This window comes from Paraburkholderia dipogonis (assembly GCF_042680985.1).
Classification (GTDB): Bacteria; Pseudomonadota; Gammaproteobacteria; order Burkholderiales; family Burkholderiaceae; genus Paraburkholderia; species Paraburkholderia phytofirmans.
The window spans coordinates 91509-111594 of sequence record NZ_JBHUFR010000021.1; the positions used below are offsets into that span (position 1 = coordinate 91509).

Annotated in this window: 19 protein-coding genes; 13 read left to right on the forward strand and 6 right to left on the reverse strand. The window is 61.5% G+C overall.

What is annotated here, in order from left to right; all coding sequences use genetic code 11:
* Nucleotides 1–368: 368 nt before the first annotated feature.
* The 6 genes from ACFSNN_RS26140 to ACFSNN_RS26165 all read left to right on the forward strand — a co-directional run bounded on the left by ACFSNN_RS26140 (nt 369) and on the right by ACFSNN_RS26165 (nt 6758).
* A complete protein-coding gene (locus tag ACFSNN_RS26140; protein ID WP_012434834.1) occupies nt 369–1571 on the forward strand; it encodes a cation:proton antiporter in 1203 nt (400 codons plus the stop codon).
* Between the two features lie 130 nt (nt 1572–1701).
* Entirely contained in the window at nt 1702–2817 is a 1116-nt protein-coding gene (locus ACFSNN_RS26145; RefSeq protein ID WP_106303085.1) for a YbdK family carboxylate-amine ligase, read from the forward strand.
* 535 nt (nt 2818–3352) lie between these two features.
* Nucleotides 3353–3991 (forward strand): MarR family winged helix-turn-helix transcriptional regulator, encoded by a 639-nt coding sequence (locus ACFSNN_RS26150; RefSeq protein ID WP_012434832.1) that lies wholly within the window; start codon nt 3353–3355, stop codon nt 3989–3991.
* 127 nt (nt 3992–4118) lie between these two features.
* Nucleotides 4119–4832, forward strand: coding sequence for a glutamine amidotransferase (locus ACFSNN_RS26155; RefSeq protein ID WP_134457485.1), 714 nt, complete (start codon nt 4119–4121; stop codon nt 4830–4832).
* A gap of 82 nt (nt 4833–4914) precedes the next feature.
* Complete coding sequence (locus tag ACFSNN_RS26160) at nt 4915–6027, forward strand: NADH:flavin oxidoreductase/NADH oxidase (protein ID WP_134457486.1); 1113 nt, start codon at nt 4915–4917, stop codon at nt 6025–6027.
* Nucleotides 6028–6245: 218 nt separating this feature from the next.
* Nucleotides 6246–6758, forward strand: coding sequence for an SET domain-containing protein (locus ACFSNN_RS26165; RefSeq protein ID WP_134457487.1), 513 nt, complete (start codon nt 6246–6248; stop codon nt 6756–6758).
* 65 nt (nt 6759–6823) lie between these two features.
* Here the strand turns inward: ACFSNN_RS26165 and ACFSNN_RS26170 are convergent, their stop codons facing one another.
* Together ACFSNN_RS26170 and ACFSNN_RS26175 are read right to left on the reverse strand one after the other, a co-directional pair.
* Nucleotides 6824–8329 (reverse strand): sensor histidine kinase, encoded by a 1506-nt coding sequence (locus tag ACFSNN_RS26170; protein WP_134457488.1) that lies wholly within the window; start codon nt 8327–8329, stop codon nt 6824–6826.
* A 134-nt stretch (nt 8330–8463) separates the two neighbouring features.
* On the reverse strand, nt 8464–9150 hold the full coding sequence (locus ACFSNN_RS26175) for a response regulator (protein WP_007180058.1): 687 nt from the start codon (nt 9148–9150) through the stop codon (nt 8464–8466).
* Nucleotides 9151–9390: 240 nt separating this feature from the next.
* Between ACFSNN_RS26175 and ACFSNN_RS26180 the strand changes: the two genes are divergently transcribed.
* Nucleotides 9391–9615, forward strand: coding sequence for a DUF3717 domain-containing protein (locus ACFSNN_RS26180; RefSeq protein WP_012434827.1), 225 nt, complete (start codon nt 9391–9393; stop codon nt 9613–9615).
* Nucleotides 9616–9719: 104 nt separating this feature from the next.
* On the opposite strand, the gene ACFSNN_RS26185 is transcribed toward ACFSNN_RS26180, so the two are convergent.
* Complete coding sequence (locus ACFSNN_RS26185) at nt 9720–10058, reverse strand: 4a-hydroxytetrahydrobiopterin dehydratase (protein ID WP_134457489.1); 339 nt, start codon at nt 10056–10058, stop codon at nt 9720–9722.
* 46 nt (nt 10059–10104) lie between these two features.
* The gene (gene phhA, locus ACFSNN_RS26190; protein WP_244322802.1) at nt 10105–10995 is read right to left on the reverse strand and encodes a phenylalanine 4-monooxygenase; all 891 of its coding nucleotides are present in this window, start codon (nt 10993–10995) and stop codon (nt 10105–10107) included.
* A 147-nt stretch (nt 10996–11142) separates the two neighbouring features.
* Here phhA and ACFSNN_RS26195 point away from each other — a divergent pair, with 147 nt between their 5' ends.
* Complete coding sequence (locus ACFSNN_RS26195) at nt 11143–11634, forward strand: Lrp/AsnC family transcriptional regulator (RefSeq protein WP_106284948.1); 492 nt, start codon at nt 11143–11145, stop codon at nt 11632–11634.
* Between the two features lie 50 nt (nt 11635–11684).
* Here the strand turns inward: ACFSNN_RS26195 and ACFSNN_RS26200 are convergent, their stop codons facing one another.
* Both ACFSNN_RS26200 and ACFSNN_RS26205 read right to left on the reverse strand, forming a co-directional pair.
* Nucleotides 11685–12221: a class IV adenylate cyclase gene (locus ACFSNN_RS26200; RefSeq protein WP_134457491.1), complete on the reverse strand. Its 537-nt coding sequence runs from the start codon at nt 12219–12221 to the stop codon at nt 11685–11687.
* Nucleotides 12222–12536: 315 nt separating this feature from the next.
* Nucleotides 12537–13436 (reverse strand): LysR family transcriptional regulator, encoded by a 900-nt coding sequence (locus tag ACFSNN_RS26205; RefSeq protein WP_134457492.1) that lies wholly within the window; start codon nt 13434–13436, stop codon nt 12537–12539.
* A gap of 145 nt (nt 13437–13581) precedes the next feature.
* Between ACFSNN_RS26205 and ACFSNN_RS26210 the strand changes: the two genes are divergently transcribed.
* The 5 genes from ACFSNN_RS26210 (at nt 13582) to ACFSNN_RS26230 (ending at nt 20064) form a co-directional block, all read left to right on the forward strand.
* Nucleotides 13582–15120: a CoA-acylating methylmalonate-semialdehyde dehydrogenase gene (locus tag ACFSNN_RS26210; protein ID WP_134457493.1), complete on the forward strand. Its 1539-nt coding sequence runs from the start codon at nt 13582–13584 to the stop codon at nt 15118–15120.
* Nucleotides 15121–15256: 136 nt separating this feature from the next.
* Nucleotides 15257–16969 carry a GMC family oxidoreductase gene (locus tag ACFSNN_RS26215; RefSeq protein ID WP_134457494.1) on the forward strand — a complete coding sequence of 571 codons (1713 nt, stop codon included), beginning with the start codon at nt 15257–15259 and terminating at the stop codon, nt 16967–16969.
* A 294-nt stretch (nt 16970–17263) separates the two neighbouring features.
* Nucleotides 17264–18043 (forward strand): ABC transporter ATP-binding protein, encoded by a 780-nt coding sequence (locus ACFSNN_RS26220; RefSeq protein WP_007180049.1) that lies wholly within the window; start codon nt 17264–17266, stop codon nt 18041–18043.
* The gene (locus tag ACFSNN_RS26225; protein ID WP_012434819.1) at nt 18040–18798 is read left to right on the forward strand and encodes an ABC transporter ATP-binding protein; all 759 of its coding nucleotides are present in this window, start codon (nt 18040–18042) and stop codon (nt 18796–18798) included. The genes ACFSNN_RS26220 and ACFSNN_RS26225 overlap by 4 nt, the downstream gene beginning before the upstream one ends.
* 51 nt (nt 18799–18849) lie before the next feature.
* Complete coding sequence (locus tag ACFSNN_RS26230) at nt 18850–20064, forward strand: ABC transporter substrate-binding protein (protein WP_134457495.1); 1215 nt, start codon at nt 18850–18852, stop codon at nt 20062–20064.
* Nucleotides 20065–20086: the final 22 nt, after the last annotated feature.

Consider the following 20086-nt stretch of genomic DNA (forward strand, 5'->3'; position numbering starts at 1 on the left):
TTACCGTTTTGCCAGCATGTTCGCGCCTTTTCGGTCAAGGCTGAAAAAGCTATGGCACAATCGCCGTTCTTTTCCGCGTCGTGCCTTGTCTCTACAGCGGCACACGCAGCAAACGGAACGGTGCCGCTCAATCAGAATCTGATTCAAAGTCGCGGCGCTCTTTCACCGTGCCGGTTGCTACGGCCGCACCCCGAATGCGCCAGGTTCCTTGCTGCCGCAGCGCATTCAGATCATCCGATCGTTGAAAAACTCGCAACGCTGGTCACGCGAAGCGATCTCGACAGTGAGCGCTTCATGTGCTCACCCGCTCGCCGGTGTTTGCGCCGGTTCGTGTCGCCTGCCGTTGCTGCTAAGGAGAACCCATCACGATGAATTCGGCGTTTTCATTTTTTCCAGCCTGGCCGCTTTCACCCGACGCCATTTTTTGGGCTGGTCTCGCATTGCTCGCCGCCGGCCTGTGCGGTGAGCTGTGCTACCGCGCGTGGCGTTTACCGCGCATTTCCGGCTATGCGGTCATTGGCCTGATCGCCGGTGCGGCCGGTTCGGGCGTGATCGACGCGGATTCCGCGAGCGCCGCGCGGCCGCTGCTCGATGTCGCGCTCGGTTTGCTGCTGTTCGAACTCGGCAGCCGGCTCGATTTGCGCTGGATTCGTCGCAATCCGTGGTTGATTTTGTCGAGCGTCGCCGAAGCCACGCTGACTTTCGCGCTCGTGTTGCCCGTCTTGCTGTTCCTGAACGTGCCGCTGATGGTGGCAACGGTGCTCGCCGCGATCGCCATGGCGACGTCGCCGGCCATGGTGATTCAGCTGAAAACGGAATTGCGCGCGGAAGGCCAGGTCACCCAGCGTCTGTTGACCTTGACCGCGCTGAACAGCATGTATGCCGTGGTGATCGAAAAGCTCGTGTCGAGCTGGCTGCATCAGGAGATGTACGGCAACGTATTCGCGACCATCCTGCAGCCGCTTTATCTGCTGGTCGGCTCGCTCGTGCTCGCGTATCTGCTCGCGCGTACCTGCACATTCTTTTATCGACGGTTGAACATGCAGGACGAGCACTCGTTCGTCGCGCTGTTCGGCCTCGTGCTGCTGGCCATCGCGATCGCGCATCTGTTCAAGCTGTCGACCATTCTTGCGTTGCTGGCCGCGGGCATCATCGTGAAGAATCATGAGGCGCGTCCGCAGTTGTGGCCGGAGCACTTTGGCACGGCCGGCTGGTTGTTGACCGTGATTCTGTTCGTGCTGACGTTGACCTCGTTCGAATGGAAAGACATCGCGCTCGGCGGCGTCGCGGCTCTGGGTCTGATTGTTGCGCGCCTTGTGGCGAAACTGGTTGGTGTGCTGGCGTTCGCCAAGCCGAGCGGCTTGAACTGGAAGCAGGGGATGGCGCTCGGTTTGTCCTTATCGCCGATGTCGGCGCTCGCGTATCTGCTCGTCGACGACACCTACAACCTGTATCCGAACTTCGACCCGCAACTGCGCGCGATCGTGATGTGTTCCATTTTCGTGCTGCAGATCCTCGGGCCGTGGCTCGTCTATCGCAGCCTCGCGCTGGTCGCTGAGCGGCGCGAATAGCAAGCGCGAGCCAAAGAGCGCGTTGCGCTGCTCGAAGCTCGATGTTTGACACGCTTTTTCCAACTTATATTCGATTCAAAAACGGCCGGGCATGTGACTCACACCCGGCCGACCTGACTCAGGGGACGCCATGTCACTCGAACCCTTCATCGATTCGAAACCGTTTACATTTGGTGTCGAACTCGAGATGCAGATCGTCAATACGCATGACTATGATCTGACCAAAGCCGGCTCGGATCTGCTGCGCCTCATCAAGGACGAAAAGATTCCCGGCAATATCACGCCGGAAATCACCGAAAGCATGATCGAGTTGTCGACCGGCATTTGCACAACACACGAGCAGGCCGTCACCGACTTGCGCAAGATTCGCGACACGCTGGTTTCCGCGGCGGATCATTTGAACGTCGGCTTGTGCGGCGGCGGCACGCACGCATTCCAGCAATGGAGCGAGCGGCAGATCGTCGATACGCCGCGTTTTCAGTATCTGTCCGAGTTGTACGGCTATCTCGCCAAGCAATTCACGGTGTTCGGCCAGCACGTGCATATTGGCTGCCCGGATCCGAACAGCGCGCTCTATCTGCTTCATTCGATGTCGCGCTTCATTCCGCATTTCATCGCGTTGTCAGCGTCGTCGCCGTTCGTGCAGGGTGTCGATACCGGTTTTCATTCGGCACGACTGAATTCCGTGTTCGCGTTCCCGCTGTCGGGCCGCGCGCCGTTCGTGCTGACGTGGGACAGCTTCGAGGAATATTTCTCGAAGATGGTCCACACCGGCGTCGTCAACAGCATGAAAGATTTCTACTGGGACATCCGGCCGAAGCCGGGTTTCGGCACGATCGAAGTTCGGGTGATGGACACGCCGTTGTCGGTGGATCGCGCCGCGGCGATTGCGTGCTACATCCAGACGCTCGCCCGGCATCTGCTGCTCGACAAACCGATCACGCCGCAGGAAGACGATTACCTCGTCTACACCTTCAATCGTTTCGAAGCGTGCCGCTTCGGTCTGGCCGGTACCTGCATCAATCCGCAGACCGGCGAGCGCAAGACGATTTCAGAAGACATCCTCGAAACATTGGACCTGATTGCTCCGCATGCCGAAGCGTTGGGTTCGGGCAATGCGCTTGCCGAAATCGGCGCGATCGCTCGCGGTCAGGTGAATGATGCAACCTGGTTACGCGGTGTGGTCGAACGGGAAAAGTCTCTGCACGAAGCCGTCAGACAGCAGTGCTTGCAGTGGCGGGCTTAACCGAAGGCGGCATGGGCTGCGTGCAATCGTAAGGAAACCCGCTTCGAGCGGGTTTTTTTCAATAAATTATTTTCCAGCTCGACGTGCCTTAGGTTTTTATACCGTTAACGTATACAAACGTAGTAGTAGTTAACAAGCATTGCATCTGCCTGTGGACAACTGAATAATTCCCTGCAAAGTCAATGCGCTGCGTAAACCATAACTGAACTGGTCGAGAGCGCGTTGGCACCGGTATACGAGGACAACTTTGTGACAGGTGGACTTGCTCGGGGGCTTATCAAGAATCGGCGCACAAGCCATCCCTGAGTTTTCCCGTGGTTATCCACAGCTTGTTTAGGATAAGTTAGCTGTACGATTCGCCGCTCTCGCATAGAATGTCGTTTTCGCGGCCTTGCCTTGCAAGGCAGTAAATTTTTGAGATAGTAGAAAACCGTCTTGCCGCAGTTGGGCGAGGCTACCCCACACAGGCTACGGGCGCGGTCGGCGGATAGTTCGCCGGCATCGTACGAAAGCTGTAAATAAACAATTGAAGATTATGAGCGAAGGCGTATACGGAGAACAGGCGACCGGGCGGGTGACCCACAGCCTATTGCGATTGAGCACGGCAATGCGGAGCCAGGCTTGGGAATGGGCGGAGGGCGCTGGCCTGACGCCGACCCAGGGCGAAATTCTGGTCTTGCTGATGCAACGCAAAGGCCCGATGCGTCTCGGCGAAATTGCCCGTGAAACGGCGCTCACCGCCGCGACGACCAGCGATGCAGTCAGCACGCTCGAAACCAAGGGGCTGGTCGAAAAGCGCCGTGCCCTCGACGACGGCCGTGCCCTCGCGGTCCGCCTGACGGCTCGTGGCCGTACGGCCGCGAAGCGCGCCGCGCAATGGCCGGACTTTCTGGCCAAGGCGGTCGGCACGCTGCGTGACGACGAGCAGGCGGTGTTCTATCGCACGCTGCTCAAGACCGTTCATCAGCTGGAAGCGCAAGGCACGATTCCGCCGCATCGCATGTGTCTGAGCTGCACGCATTTCGAGCCGAGCAAGAATCCGAAGAAGACGCCGCATCATTGCGCGTTGCTCGACCTGAACATGTCGGATACGGATCTGCGCCTCGACTGCTCGGTGTATGAGATGGCCGACGTCGCCACCCAGAAGAAGACCTGGAAGATCTTCGCCCAATAAGGCGGCTTCTTCCGGGACAATCCGCTACACTGCCAAGCCGGCTTCAGCGGGCGGCGTTTGCCGCCCGTCAGCCGTCCGGTGCCGCGTGGCGGCAAGTCTTTAGTCAACCTGAAGGTGGGACAGGCCGATGAATCGCGAAGTTCTGGCCATTCGCCACGTGCACTTCGAGGATCTGGGCAGTCTTGAGCTGGTGCTCGGCGAGCGCGGGCGCCCGGTCCGCTATCTCGATGTCGGCTTTGCCCGCATCGAAGCGCCGAATCCGGTTTCCGCATCGCTGATGGTGGTGCTCGGCGGCCCGATCAGCGCAACCGACGACGCGCTTTATCCGACGCTCGTGCCGTTGCTGTCCCTGATCGAGAAACGCATCGCGGCGGGTTTGCCGACTCTCGGCATCTGCCTCGGCGCTCAATTGATCGCGCGTGCCCTTGGCGCTCGCGTCTATCCCGCAAGCCAAACCGAACTCGGCTGGTCCCCGCTGACGCTGACCGACGCCGGCCGCGCTTCGCCGGTTCGTCATCTGGATGGCGCGCACACTTCCATGCTGCATTGGCATGGCGATACCTTCGATCTGCCTGACAACGCAACGCGTCTTGCGTCGACGCCGGCTTGCGAAAACCAGGCGTTCGCCTGGGGCAATCATGTGCTGGGTCTGCAGTGTCATCCGGAGATCCGTACCGATCGCTTCGAACCCTGGCTGATCGGCAACGCCGGTGAACTGGTTGGCCACGGTATCGACGCGCGCCAGTTGCGGGCCGAGACCGTGAAGTTCGGTCCCGCGCTCGAAGCCGCCGCGCGACGGATGTTCGGCGAATGGCTCGATCAGGTCGAGGCGAAACCGTAAAGGCCTGAAAAGCGCCAAGCCAGCACTAAATCAGTTGCGGTGCTATGCTCGATCGCTCTCGGGTTTCTACTGGGCGTAATCCATGAGCGCGCTTTTTTCTCCGCTCACGCTGCGTAGCGTGACGCTTCCCAATCGTATCGTCGTGTCCCCGATGTGCCAGTACTCCGCCGACCGTGGCGAGGCAACCGCGTGGCACATGATCCATCTAGGCAGCATGGCGTTGTCCGGTGCCGGCATGCTGTGCATCGAGGCGACCTCGGTCGAGCCGGATGGCCGCATCACACCCGGCGATCTCGGCTTGTGGGACGACGTGACCGAAGCCGCGCTCGTGCCGGTGCTGGCCGCGATCCGCAAGCATTCGCACATCAAGGTTACGATGCAGTTGTCGCACGCCGGGCGCAAGGCGTCGAGCCACGCGCCGTGGGAAGGCGGCCAGCTGATTCCGGTGTCGCAAGGCGGATGGCTGCCGCACGCGCCGTCCGCGTTGCCGCACAAGGCCGGCGAAGAGCCGCCGCTGGCGCTCGACACGTCTGGGCTGAACCGTATCCGCGAAGCATTCGCGGCGTCGGCTCGCCGTGCCGCGCGGCTCGGTGTCGACGGACTGGAAGTGCATGCTGCGCACGGCTATCTGCTGCATCAATTTCTCTCGCCGATCGCCAATCAGCGCGACGACGACTACGGCGGCTCGCTTGAAAACCGCATGCGTTTTCCGCTTGAAATCTTCGATATCGTGCGCGCTGCGTTTCCCGCCGACAAACCGGTCGGCGTACGTGTCTCCGCGACCGACTGGGTCGACGGCGGCTGGACGCTCGAAGACACGATCGCGTTCGCGCAGGAGCTGAAAAAGCGCGGCTGCGACTGGATCGACGTGTCGTCCGGCGGCGTCTCGCCGTTGCAGAAGATTCCGCTTGAACCGGGTTATCAGATCCCGTTCGCCAAAGCGGTCAAGGAAGCCACCGGCCTCACGACCATCGGCGTGGGCCTCATCACCGACCCGTTGCATGCCGAGCAACTGATCGAAGCCGGCGACGCTGATTTGATCGCGCTGGCCCGCGCGCTGCTGTACAACCCGCGTTGGCCGTGGCACGCCGCGGCGCAGCTCGGCGCGACGGTCGAAGCGCCGCCGCAGTACTGGCGTTCGCAACCGCGCGAGCAAAAGGCATTGTTCGGCGACATTTCGTTCGGACAACGGTGAAGTTGGCAAGCCGTCGCCAGCGCGCGTCTTTTTGACGGTTGAACGAAGCCGTCTTCACCGTGTAGGATGCCGGTTGTGGCGCACGTGCGTCGCAGGTCGACGCGGCGCTCGCAAGGCGCCGCGTTTGCTATCCGCGTCAGAAAAAAGCAGCGCGTCAGACGCGGGCATTTTCGACGGCTGCCAAACTTCACCCCCAGTTCTTCACAAGGATTCATTCAATGAGTTCACGCAGGATCGCCGTGCGCCGTTCGGGTGTGCACGGCAAAGGCGTGTTTGCCCTCGAACCGATTGCGGCCGGCGAGCGCCTGATCGAATACAAAGGCGAGCGGATCTCTTGGAAAGAAGCGTTGCGCCGGCATCCGCATAATCCGGCCGAACCGAATCACACGTTCTATTTCGCGCTCGACAGCGGCAAGGTGATCGACGGCAAAGTGGACGGCAATAGCGCGCGCTGGATCAACCATTCCTGCGCGCCGAACTGCGAAGCCGAAGAAATCGACGGTCACGTGTACGTGCACGCGTTGCGCGATATCGCGGAAGGCGAGGAAGTCTTTTACGATTACGGCCTCGTGATCGACGCGCGTCAGACCAAGAAGCTCAAGAAGGAATATGAATGCCGTTGCGGCGCGCGTAAGTGCCGCGGCACGATGCTGGCGCCGCCGGAGAAGGAGAAGGGCGCGGGCAAGTCCGGCAAGGGTAAAGCGTCAGCGAAGAAAGCGAAGAAGAAATGATCCGCAGGCTGTTTGAATCGATCACGTGGGCGATCGATTCAAACGCCCGTCAAGCTTCCAGACAGTCAGATATCCACCGGCGCCGAGTGCGCCGATTTTTTTGCCGGGCGCCTCGGTTCAACGGCTTCCATATTGCTCTCCACGCTGATCGGCACGAGCGGAATACGCACGATGAAACGTGCACCGCCTTCCGGGGCGTCTTCGTAATGCACGCTGCCGTGATGCAGCACCATGATGTCGTGGACGATCGCAAGGCCGAGGCCGGCGCCGCCATCTACGCCGGCGTCGCTCTGACCGTCGCCGCGGAAGAACCGCTTGAAAAGATCGGCCTGCTGGTTGTGTGGCACGCCCGGCCCGTTGTCTTCGACGATGATCTCCGCCATGCGCAATTCGTCGATCACCGTTTGCGACACCGTCACCGTGATGCGGCCGCCATCGAAGCGCGACGGCGGCACGTACTTGAGCGCGTTATCGAGCAGATTGGCGATCACCTCGTGCAGCAGCACGGGATTGCCGCGCGCCATCAGCGGATGGCCATTGCTGGGGTCGTCCAGACGCTGAAAGCCGAGGTCGACGTGGAATGTCAACGCACGCGGCACCCATTCGGCGCCCGTGTCGAACGCGAGCGCGGCCATGTCCACGTTGACGAAACGAGCCGCCTGTTCGCCCGGCTCGGCGCGTGCGAGCGAGAGCAGCTGATTCGACAGCCGCACCGCGCGATCTGCCGCGGCACGCAGTTCACGCACGGCGGCCAGGGTTTGCTGTGGATCGCGCGCGACGGCTGCTTGCTCCGCATGCAGCTTGACGGCGGTGAGTGGCGTGCGCAGTTGATGCGCGGCGTCGGCGATGAATTTGCGCTGACCGTCGAGCGCCGTTTTCAGGCGGCCGAGCAGCGCGTTCAGCGCGCCGGTGAGCGGGCGAATTTCGACCGGCACATAGGTTTCGTCGACCGGTTCGAGCGACGTGTGAGTTTGCCGGTTCAGCGAATCGGCCAGGTCGGTGAGCGGATTGAGCTGCTGATTGACCACGCGCCACACGATCACCCATCCCGCCAGCAGCAGCAACAGCAGCGGCATCATGATCGCAACCAGGAACTCGGCGGCGATCCGAAACCGGTGATGCACCGGCTGACCGACTTCGACGACGATCGGATTACCCGTCGGCTGATCGACCCGGACCTGCGCCACTCGCACCGTCACGCCTTGATGCTGCGTTTCGAAAACGTACGCGTAATGCATGCGCCGCACGCTCGTGCCTTGCAGCGGAAGATTGTGATCGCCGGCAATTTCCGTTTCGCCCGTGCTGATGCGATAGACGAGGTGTTCGACCGGGTCCGAGAACATGGCCTGCGCGAGCGGCGGCACCGTGATGCGCGCATTCGGGCCGGCAATCTGGATCTGCTTGGAGATGGCGGTGGCGAGATCGGCGAGCGAACGGTCGACCACGTGCTGCGTGTACTGCCACGCCAGCCAGTAAGCGATCAGGCCGCTCATGAGCGCGAGCAGCGAAAGGGGAGCAGCGAGGCGCCGCAGCAGCGTGCGGCGCAGACTATTGGCGGCCGGCTGAGGCATGTTCGAACGCACGGGAAAGGAGCAACGGCGCAAGCACCGCGAAATTTCGCCGGATGCCGGCGAAGTGCGCACCCAGTGCGCGGCGCCGGCCCGGCGCCGTCAGGCCGCAGCAGAGCGTGCGGCCTTCATGACGATTATGCGGCCTGACGGATTTCCTGCAACAGATAACCGAAGCCGCGTACCGTGACGATCTCGACACGGCAGCTTTCGAGCTTTTTACGCACCCGGTGCACGTAGACTTCGATCGCGGTGTCGCCGAGATCGCCGCCGAAATGCGTCAGATGATCTTGCAGTTGCGCCTTGCTGACCACGCGGCCATGGCGCAGCAGCAGCATTTCGAGCACCGCGAATTCACGCGGTGAGAGTTCGAGTGGCTTGTCGTCGTTGAAAATGCGGCGGTCGACGCCCGACAGGCGCACACCGCCCAGCGACACTTCCGGACGCGGCATATCGCCGTGCGGACCGCTGCGGCGCATCACCGCGCGGATGCGCGCTTCGAGTTCGGTGGGCTCGAACGGCTTCAGCATGTAGTCGTCGGCGCCGGAATTCAGGCCTTGCACGCGGTCGTTGAGCTCGTCGCGCGCGGTGAGGATGATCACCGGCGTGTGACGATTGCTCTGACGGAAGCGCGAGAGCAGCGTCATGCCGTCGATGCCGGGCAGACCCAGATCGAGGATCACCAGCTCGTGGCGATTTTGCGTGAGGGCCTGCTCGGCGAAAATGCCGTCGTGGACCATGTCGACGGTGAAGCCGGCTTGTTCGAGACTGCTTTGGATGCCGCGTGCGATGGGGCGGTCATCTTCGATCAGAAGGAGTCGCATGGGTTTCGCTCAAGTACAATGGGTTAGGCGTTTGGGCAAGCGGTTCGCCGGGGCGCCTGCTGCACAGGCAGCGTGCGGCGTGGCCGTACCGAACTGGCACGAAGCGGCCACGGAGCAGGCATTGAGCGGCCTCGAAACGCCGACCGGGCGCTTCTCAACCTTGTCACATCGCACCAGTCTCCCGAAGGGCCAGGATAACTTTCGACCACCCGGCGTTTTCCTGAAAGCAATCACGAAGTCATGTCCGAGATAAGCATTCACGAACTGGAAGCCGCAATCAACTTCTGGCGCGCCCGCTCACCTTCGAGCGGCGACGAACTCGTTCTGTGCAAGGAGGCAAGCGCGCTCTCCAAGCCGTATGCGCTGATGATTGTACAGCGTCAGCACACGCTATCACCGGATCGTTTAGACGGGATTGCCAGGCAAGCGTGGGATTCTTACGTGCACCTTAAGAATAGCCTGTAGAACTGAAGGTTTGGACAAGGGATTACCTGCAATGCCCTTTCATTGCTGCCGAATTACCCGATGTTCGGCGCATAAACACGCCTGAGACCATTAGTTCGTCTGTATTACGCCGTAATACTGTCGATGAACGTCGCCAATTTGATGTCGCGTTCGGTCAGGCCGCCGGCGTCATGCGTGGACAGCGTGATCTCCACCTTGTTGTAGACGTTGAACCATTCCGGATGGTGATCCATTTCCTGCGCCTTGATCGCCACGCGCGTCATGAAGCCGAATGCTTCGTTGAAGTCGGCGAATTTGAACTGGCGCTGGATCGCGTCGCGGTCTGCCACGGCTTGCCAGCCGTGCAAGCCTGCGAGTTGCGCAGCGCGTTGTTCGGAAGTCAGTTTCTGAATCATGGTGCTACCTCGTTGGATCTGGACAGGCACGCCGGCGGGCGTGCGCATCCCTATTTTTTCACGGATGACGTCTGCCCGCAGTCGGCCTTAGTTTTTAGACATCACCGTCGGCCAGCCAGCCTTCCTGCGACCCGCGCGTGATGATGCGATCGTGCTCGAGCACGTCGCCCGCCGCGAACGCCGGTTCGGCGGCAAGTTTTGCCAGCAGTGGCGCGAAATCGGTTTGCGCCACCTTGAATAACTGCGCGAAGTCGTCGATCACGAAGTAGGTTTTCTGGAACGTGTCGATACGGTAGCGCGTGCGCATCACGCGTTCGAGATCGAAGCCGAGCCGGTTCGGCGCGGCGCTCCGCTGGCTGTAGAGCGTTTCGCCCTTGCTCGACACGATGCCCGCGCCGTAGATCTTCACGCCGTTCGGACTCGCCGCGTCGCGGATCAGCCCGAACTCCACTGTGTACCAATAGAGACGCGCGAGCAGCGGCAGCGCACCGGCGTCATGAGCAGCGAGCGCGGCGCGGCCGTAGGCGTGCATGTAGTCCGCGAATACGGGGTTGATCAGCAGCGGCACGTGGCCGAACAGATCGTGAAAACAATCCGGCTCCTGCAGATAGTCGAGCTGATCCAGCCGCCGCATCCACCACGTTACGGGAAAGCGGCGATTCGCCAGATGCTCGAAGAACACCTGGTCCGGTACGAGGCCCGGCACGGCGACGATCTGCCAGCCCGTGGCGGGTGCGAGCTTCGCGTTGATCTCGTCGAACGAGGGCACGCGGTCGGGCGACATGCCGATGGTGTCGACGCCCGCCAGAAACTCGTCGCAGACGCGCCCTTTGAGCAGCGCGGTCTGGCGCGCGTAAAGCTGTTGCCATACCGCGTGGTCGACGGCGCCGTAGCGCTCGGTCGGTTGATCGATGGTGAAATCGGCGCGGGTTTCGAGGCCGGCGTCGAATTGCTCTTTCAGTTTGGCGGTATTGGCGGTGGACATGATGCTGCGCTCTACAGCGATGGCTGTTGTGTATCGGTGATGCAAGTGTAGAGCGGCGGGAGTGCGGAATGGGCGCAAAGAAGGCGAGTTATGGGATAACTATGCAATAATCGTGCATCAACAAGCCATTCGATGCGGATATTCGACATGTTAGAACTGGATCACTTCGATCTTGCGCTGCTGGACGTGCTTCAACGCTTCGGCCGTGCGACGCATCAGCAATTAGCGGAGCAGGTCCCGCTGTCGCCGTCGCAGATTGGACGGCGTTTGCAGCGGCTGGAACAGGTGGGCGTGGTGGACGGCTATCGTGTCGTGCTCCGGCCGGAAAGACTCGGACTAGGCGTCACCGCGTTTACCAGTCTGAAGTTGAAGCACCACGGTGATTCGATCATCGAGCAGTTTCAGCAGCAGATCGATGTGCTGCCTGAAGTGCTGGAATGTCACGCCGTGGTGGGCGACGCCGACTATCTGTTGCGCATCGTCGCGCCCGATCTGAATTATCTGTCGACGTTCGTGATGAAGAAGCTGATGCGTGTGCCGGGCGTCGACAGCGTGCGCTCAAATATCGTGCTCACCACGTTCAAGCGCAATGGCCCGTTGCCGCTGGGACATCTATCGCCTGGGACGGCCGCACCTTGATGCGGCCCCGGTCGCGCTGACGCCGCCCGCGGCACTGCATTGCGTCAGTCTTAGGCCGCTTGCTTCGGCTCGTTGTCCGGGCTCAGCAAATCGACGTAGGCCACGGCCACCAGATCCGATTCCGGCACGCCGAGTGTGGCGAACATCGCGTGCGCCTCGGCGTGGCCGCCTTCTTCGTCGTCGTCCTGGGCGAGCAGCACTTCGAGTTCGATAAAGTCGCCCAGACCGTCCACCCGATCCAGATGGATCCGCGTACGCCCGGTCAGATACACATGCCGTTCCTTGGTGACGATGCCGCGCGTGGTCAGCGCGGTGGCGAGCAGCGCGTGCATGGCCTCCGGATTGGTCACCGGGCTGCGCGTGTAATACGACGCCTTCGGACCGTCGCGGTCGTCGCGCTGATAAAAGATCAACTCGGCCGGCGTGCCGTCGTCGAACTGGCGCAACTTCAGACGGCCGCGCGGCACGTCGTAGAAAAAGTCCTGCTGGCGGAAGATCAGCGGTGCGTCCGGTGCGAGCTGCGCCGCGCGTTCGCGGAGTTGCTCGAAATGCTGGGCGCGGGCTTTGATTTCAATGTTGCGTGCCATGTCAGGTTCCTGTTGAAGGATGGATTGGTCGGCGGCTTCCGGTGTTGCCGGGGCGAAGCTGCCGGGAAGGACAAATCAGGTGGAGCGGAAAAGGATGCGGAGCCGGCGCGTGAGCGCGAACCCTCAATCTAACAAAAACTGCGTGACGGTGTGGTTTCAGGCGTGGGGCAAGTGGCCGCGGTTGCTGTGCAAGCAGATCGTGCGGGTTACCTATTGCGATATGGCCACACGGGCTGCGGCTGTCATGAGAGCGGCTCATATCGCGCACTCGGCGGCGCTGTCGTATCCACCACGCAAGCAACGCTTGCGGGATCCTCAAGTCGCCCACTGCTGCTCGATCAGCTTCAACGCCGCGGCGATCGCCGGTTCCTCCTTGCGCTGCGCGAGCGTGATAAAGGTGAGCTGAGTCGGCACGGTAACACCTTCGACGATGGTCAACGCATGTGCATGCGCTTCGGCGATCGCGGTGGCGTCGCGTGCAAGCGTGAGACCGACGCCGGATTTGACCAGATCGAGCATCGACGGCTCCTGGTCCACTTCCGCGACCTTGACCGGCTTCACACCGGCTTCGTCGAAGCAGCGCGTCAGCAGCCGGTTATGCGCCGATGCTGGCGGCGTCCAGATCCACGGCAGCGCCGCGAGCGAGCGCCAGTCGCGCGCGCCCTTGACGCGGTCTTTCCAGCCGGCCGGCGCGAGCACGCGGTACTGGAAATGGGTCAGCGTGAGTGCGTAAAAAGCCGGGCCGTCGCGCGGTTCGTCTTCGGACGGCAAGCCAATGTAGTAGCCGACATCCAGTTCACCCGCGCGAACCTGCTCCAGCACCCAGCCCGACATGCCGTGGCGCAAGGCCGTCTCGATGTGCGGCCAGCTCTCCACGAGCTGTTTGAGAAAGCCGCCCAGGCGCAGAAACGCCGGGTCGAGGATGGTGCCGATCCGCAGTCGTCCACGTACTTCGTGACGCAGCGATTGCGCCGCCCGCTGCACGTCGTTCGCCGCGCCGAGCGCGCGTTCAGCGTGAGGCAGTAGCGCTTGTCCGTCGCGCGTGAGCGAGAGCCCGTGCGAGGTTCGCGTGAACAGCGTGACGCCGAGCGTCTCCTGCAAATGCTTGATTTGCAGGCTGACAGCAGGTTGGGTCAGGTGCAGTTGCACGGCGGCACGCGTGAGGTTGCCCTCGCGTGCCACGGTGACGAACGCCCGGAGCAGAGTCAGATCCATATCCTGATATTAGCGCGCCTTATAGTGCAGTTGAGCATTACTCATTGGATTTCCCGGCCCGAAGCGCCGTACGCTTCACCTTCAGCACGCCTTTATCACGCCCGGGGCACGCCGGGGCGGAAGACTTCACAGGAAAGAGGACACCATGAGCGAGACATATCAGGACGAAACCCAGCGCAGCGCGACCAGCGCCCGTGCGCTGACCCATTTCATCAACGGCAAGACGCTCGAGGGCACGAGCAGCCGTTTCGGCGACGTCTTCAATCCCGCGCAAGGCAGCGTGAGCGCGCGCGTGCCGCTGGCGAGCGTCGCCGAGGTCGATGCGGCCGTCGCCGCCGCCAAGGCCGCGTTTCCCGCGTGGAGTGAAACCGCGCCGATCAAGCGCGCGCGAGTCCTGTTCAAATTCAAGGAACTGCTCGACCGTCACCACGACGAACTCGCGGAACTGATCACGCGCGAGCACGGCAAGGTGTTTTCGGATGCGAAGGGCGAGGTAATGCGCGGCATCGAGATCGTCGAGTTCGCGTGCGGCATTCCGAACCTGTTGAAGACCGACTTCACCGATCAGATCGGCGGCGGCATCGACAACTGGAATCTGCGTCAGCCGCTCGGCGTGGTCGCGGGTATTACCCCGTTCAACTTCCCGATGATGGTGCCGTGCTGGATGTTCCCCGTCGCGATTGCATGCGGCAATACGTTCGTGCTGAAGCCATCGGAGCGCGATCCGTCCTGTTCGAATCGTCTCGCGGAATTGCTGAAGGAAGCCGGCCTGCCGGACGGCGTGTTCAACGTGGTGCATGGCGACAAGGTCGCTGTCGATGCATTGCTCGTGCATCCGGACGTCAGCGCATTGTCGTTTGTCGGTTCGACGCCGATTGCCGAATACATCTACACGGAAGGCACGAAGCACGGCAAGCGCGTGCAGGCTTTGGGCGGAGCGAAGAATCACCTGGTGGTGATGCCGGACGCGGATCTCGACCAGGCGGTGGATGCTTTGATCGGCGCCGCGTACGGTTCAGCGGGCGAGCGTTGCATGGCAATTTCGGTCGCGGTGGCAGTGGGTCATATCGCCGACGAACTGATCGAGCGACTCACGCCGCGTGTGAAGAGTTTGAAGATTCTCAACGGCATGGAATCGGATGCCGAGATGGGACCGCTGGTGACCGCGGTGCATCGCCAGAAAGTGGTCGGCTATATCGACTCGGGCGTCGAGGCGGGTGCGAAGCTGGTGGTCGACGGGCGCGGCCATCAGGTCAGTGGTCACGAGAAAGGTTTCTTTCTCGGCGGCACCTTGTTCGACAATGTCTCGACCGACATGAAGATCTATCGCGAAGAGATTTTCGGACCCGTGCTCTGCGTAGTGCGCGTGCCGGATTTTGCTTCCGCGGTGGAACTGATCAACGCCAACGAGTTTGCGAACGGCGTGTCGTTATTTACGTCCGATGGCGGCATCGCTCGCGCTTTCTCGCGGCAGATTCAGATCGGCATGGTGGGTATCAACGTGCCGATTCCCGTGCCGATGGCGTGGCATTCGTTCGGGGGATGGAAGAAGTCGCTGTTCGGCGATCATCACGCGTATGGTGAAGAAGGCGTACGGTTCTATACGCGCTACAAGAGCATCATGCAGCGCTGGCCAGACAGTATCGCCAAGGGTGCTGAATTCACGATGCCAGTGGCCAAGTAGTGTGAAAGTCAGGCGGTTGCCTTCGGCAGGCGGCGCTCCTGGTCGCATGTCGAAGGCAGAAAAAACAAATAGAGCCTAACGCCACAGTCGCATGACAACCATGCGACTGATCGGCAAAAAAGCTTAGGAGACGGAAATGAGCTATACCGACACGACGCACGCAGCCCGGCGCCTCGAAGGCGAATTCGACTACATCATCGTGGGCGCGGGGACAGCGGGTTGTGTGCTGGCCAATCGCCTGAGCCAGGATCCCGACGTGCAGGTATTGCTGCTCGAAGCCGGCGGCAAGGACGACTACCACTGGATTCACGTGCCGGTCGGCTATCTCTACTGCATCGGCAATCCGCGCACGGACTGGCTCTATAAAACGCAGGCGGAAGCGGGCCTCAATGGCCGCGCGCTGTCGTATCCGCGTGGACGCGTTTTAGGCGGCAGTTCATCCATCAACGGCATGATCTATATGCGCGGTCAGCGTGAAGATTACGATGAATGGGCGCGCGTCACCAACGACGCATCCTGGTCATGGCACTCGGTGTTGCCGGTCTTCAAACGCAGCGAAGATCACCATGCCGGCGCGAGCGAATCGCATGGCGCGGGCGGACCGTGGCGGGTCGAAAAACAGCGGTTGAAATGGAAAATTCTCGAAGAGTTTTCACGCGCCGCGCAAGAGGCCGGCATTCCCGCCACCGATGATTTCAACCGCGGCGACAACACCGGTGTCGGCTATTTCGACGTGAATCAAAAACGCGGCATTCGCTGGAACGCATCGAAGGCGTTTTTGCGTCCCGCACTCAAGCGGCCGAATCTCACCGTGATCACCGGCGCGCACACGCAACGCGTCGTATTCGAAGGACGCCGTTGCACGGGCGTCGAATATCGCGGCGACAACACGGACTATCTGGCCAAGGCGCGTTGCGAAGTGATCCTCAGTTCAGGCGCGGTGAATTCGCCGCAATTGCTTGAACTCTCCGGCATCGGCAATGGCGCGCGTCTGCGGAGTCTAGGTATCGAGGTCGTCGACGATCTGCGTGGCGTGGGCGAAAATCTGCAGGATCATTTGCAATTGCGTATGGCCTATAAAGTCGACGGCGTGCGCACGCTCAATACAGCGTCCGCGCATTGGTGGGGCAAGTTGCTGATCGGCATGCAGTACGCGTTCTTTCAAAGCGGCCCGATGTCGATGTCGCCGTCGCAACTCGGCGCGTTCGCCAAATCCGATCCGGGCGATCGCTCGCTCACGCGACCCGACCTCGAATATCACGTCCAGCCGCTTTCGCTCGATCGCTTCGGCGAACCGCTGCATCGGTTCAATGCGTTCACGGCGTCGGTGTGCCAGTTGCGGCCCACTTCGCGCGGCAGCATTCACATCGAATCCGCCGATGCTTCAGCGCCGCCCCTGATCGCACCGAACTATCTCTCCACCGATTACGACCGGCACGTTGCCGCCAACGCGCTACGTCTCACGCGCCGCATCGCGGCGGCGCCCGCGCTCGCACGTTACCGGCCGCAGGAGATTTTGCCGGGCATTCAGTACCAGACCGAAGAGGAGTTGCAGCAGGCTGCCGGCGCGGTCGGCACGACCATCTTCCATCCTGTCGGCACTTGTCGCATGGGGACGACCGACGACCCCGGCGCCGTCGTCGACAACCGGCTACGGGTTATCGGTGTTGACGGACTGCGCGTGGTCGATGCGTCTGTCATGCCGACTATCACCTCGGGCAACACCAATTCGCCGACGCTGATGATCGCCGAGCGCGCCAGCGACATGATCCGCGAAGATCGCCGTGCGCGTGTGGGCGGCAGCTTCGCGGCAGAAGCTAGCGCGACGCGGTCCATGTCCGCGGTGTGACAGACTCGCGCACGAGCCGCATGAGATGCCCGTCCGACCTGTGCGGCGGGCATCTCGCACGTATGCGGCCCGTTCGGAGCCGGTGTCATCTACTTCCACTAAGTGCAAATCCCAATGAATGCGCTGCATCATTGGCGCGACAATGGCAGCCATGCTGCGTGCCGCCCCATGGATTACCGTCCGGATTGGTGCAGTACGCCAACGAGCGGCACGGGGTGCCGCCGTCATAAAAAGTCGCGCAGTGGTTCGCGCGGAAGATCGTAATGCTTCGCCTTACTCCGTATGGAAGGGAACATGATTCTCGGCGATACGATTCTCGAAACGCGCGGCCTCACCCGTGAGTTCAAAGGCTTCATCGCCGTGAACGGTGTGAACCTGCGCGTGCGCCGTGGCTCGATCCATGCGCTCATCGGCCCGAATGGGGCAGGCAAGACCACCTGTTTCAATCTGCTCACCAAATTTCTGGAACCCACTGCGGGCCAGATCGTTTTCAACGGCATCGACATCACGGGTGAACGCCCGGCGCAAATCGCGCGGCGCGGCATTATCCGTTCGTTCCAGATTTCCGCGGTATTTCCGCATCTAACAGCATTGCAGAATGTGCGCATCGGTTTGCAGCGCCAGCTCGGCACGGCATTTCATTTCTGGAAGAGCGAGCGCACGCTGCGCCAACTCGATGATCGCGCAATGGATCTGCTCACCCAGGTCGGACTGACCGATTTCGCCGATGTGTTGACGGTCGAACTTTCCTATGGCCGCAAACGCGCGCTGGAAATTGCCACCACGCTCGCCATGGAACCTGAGCTCATGTTGCTCGATGAGCCGACGCAAGGCATGGGCCATGAAGACGTCGATCGCGTGACGGCGTTGATCAAAAAAGTATCGAGCGGCCGCACCATCCTGATGGTCGAGCACAACATGAATGTGATTGCCGGCATCTCCGACACGATTACGGTCCTGCAACGAGGCGAAGTACTCGCCGAAGGCAGCTACGCCGAAGTGTCGAAGAATCCGCTCGTGATGCAAGCCTATATGGGCAGCGCCGACGCGGCGCTCGCCGGAGCCCACGCATGAATACGATTGCCGAGCGTGAAAGCCTCGACGTAAGCGGAACGGAGAACGCCGTTCCCGCGCTGGACATCAAGGGTTTGCAGGCGTGGTACGGGGAGTCTCATATTCTCCATGGGTTCGATCTGACGGTGAACCGCGGCGAAGTCGTCACCCTGCTGGGCCGCAACGGCGCGGGACGTACGACCACGCTGCGCGCCATCATGGGCCTGACCGGACGGCGCACCGGTTCGATCCGCATTGGCGGACGCGAAACCATCAATCTGCCCACGCATCGCATCGCGCATTGCGGCGTGGGCTACTGCCCGGAAGAACGGGGTATCTTTTCGAGCCTGTCGTGCGAGGAAAACCTGCTGCTGCCGCCGCCCATCGGCGACAAGGCGCACATGATGTCGCTCGAAGAAATCTATTCGATGTTCCCGAATCTGCAGGAGCGCCGCGCGAGCCAGGGCACGCGGCTATCCGGCGGCGAACAGCAGATGCTGGCCGTGGCGCGCATTCTGCGCACCGGCGCGAGCCTGCTGCTGCTCGACGAGATCTCGGAAGGGCTCGCGCCTGTCATCGTGCAGGCGCTTGCGCGCATGATCATGACACTCAAGGCGCGGGGCTATACCGTCGTGATGGTCGAACAGAACTTTCGTTTTGCCGCGCCGCTGGCGGACCGCTTCTATGTGATGGAGCACGGCGCGATTGTCGAGCACTTCGGGGCGAGTGAGCTCGAAAGCAAGATGCCGGTCCTGCACGATCTGCTGGGCGTATAAAAACGCCCGATTGCCTCTGATAACCACAAGCGAAGAAACCAGGAGACAGGAATGAAAAAGAACCCACTCGCGCGGCTTGCCACACTTTGTTTCGCGGTCGCCGCCGGCGCCGCATTGACGATGGGCAGCGCGCAAGCGGCTGACGACGCGGTGAAGATCGGTTTCATCACCGACATGTCCGGTCTGTATGCGGACATCGACGGGCAGGGTGGACTCGAAGCGATCCGCATGGCGGTGGCGGATTTCGGCGGCAAGGTCAACGGCAAGCCGATCACCGTGGTGTATGCGGACCACCAGAACAAGGCGGACATCGCGGCGTCGCGCGCGCGCGAATGGTTCGACCGCGACGGCGTCGATCTGCTGATCGGCGGCACGAATTCGGCAACCGGTCTGTCGATGAACACCGTGGCCGGCGAAAAGAAGAAGGTGTACATCAGCATTGGCGCGGGCGCGGACACGCTGACCAATGAGCAATGCACACCGTACACGATCCATTATGCGTACGACACCACGGCGCTCGCCAAGGGCACGGGCTCGGCCGTGACGAAGCAGGGCGGCAAGACGTGGTACTTCCTGACGGCCGACTATGCCTTCGGCAAGGCGCTGGAGAAGAACACGTCGGACGTGGTGAAAGCGAACGGCGGCCAGGTGCTGGGCGCGGTGCGCCATCCGCTGTCGGCGTCGGACTTCTCGTCGTTCCTGTTGCAGGCGCAAGCATCGAAGGCGCAGATTCTCGGCCTCGCCAACGCGGGCGGCGACACGATCAACTCGATCAAGGCGGCCAAAGAGTTCGGCATTACCAAGACGATGAAGCTCGCCGCGCTGCTGATGTTCATCGACGACGTGCACAGCCTTGGTCTGGAAACCACGCAAGGCCTCGTACTGACGGACAGCTGGTACTGGAACAAGGACGCCACCACGCGCAAGTGGGCGCAGCGCTATTTCGACAAGATGAGGAAGATGCCGTCGAGCCTGCAGGCCGCCGATTATTCGGCGACCATGACCTATCTGAACGCGGTGAAGGCGGTGGGTTCGACCGACTCCGACAAGGTGATGGCGCAGCTGAAAAAGACCAAGATCGACGACTTCTATGCGAAGGGCTACATCCGTCAGGACGGCAGCATGATCCACGACATGTACCTGATGCAGGTCAAGACGCCGGCCGAGTCCAAAGAGCCGTGGGACTACTACAAGATCACGGCGACGATTCCCGGCGAGCAGGCGTTCACGACCAAGGCCGAAACGCGCTGCGCGTTGTGGAAATAATCACTGTTTCGTAACCAGATAG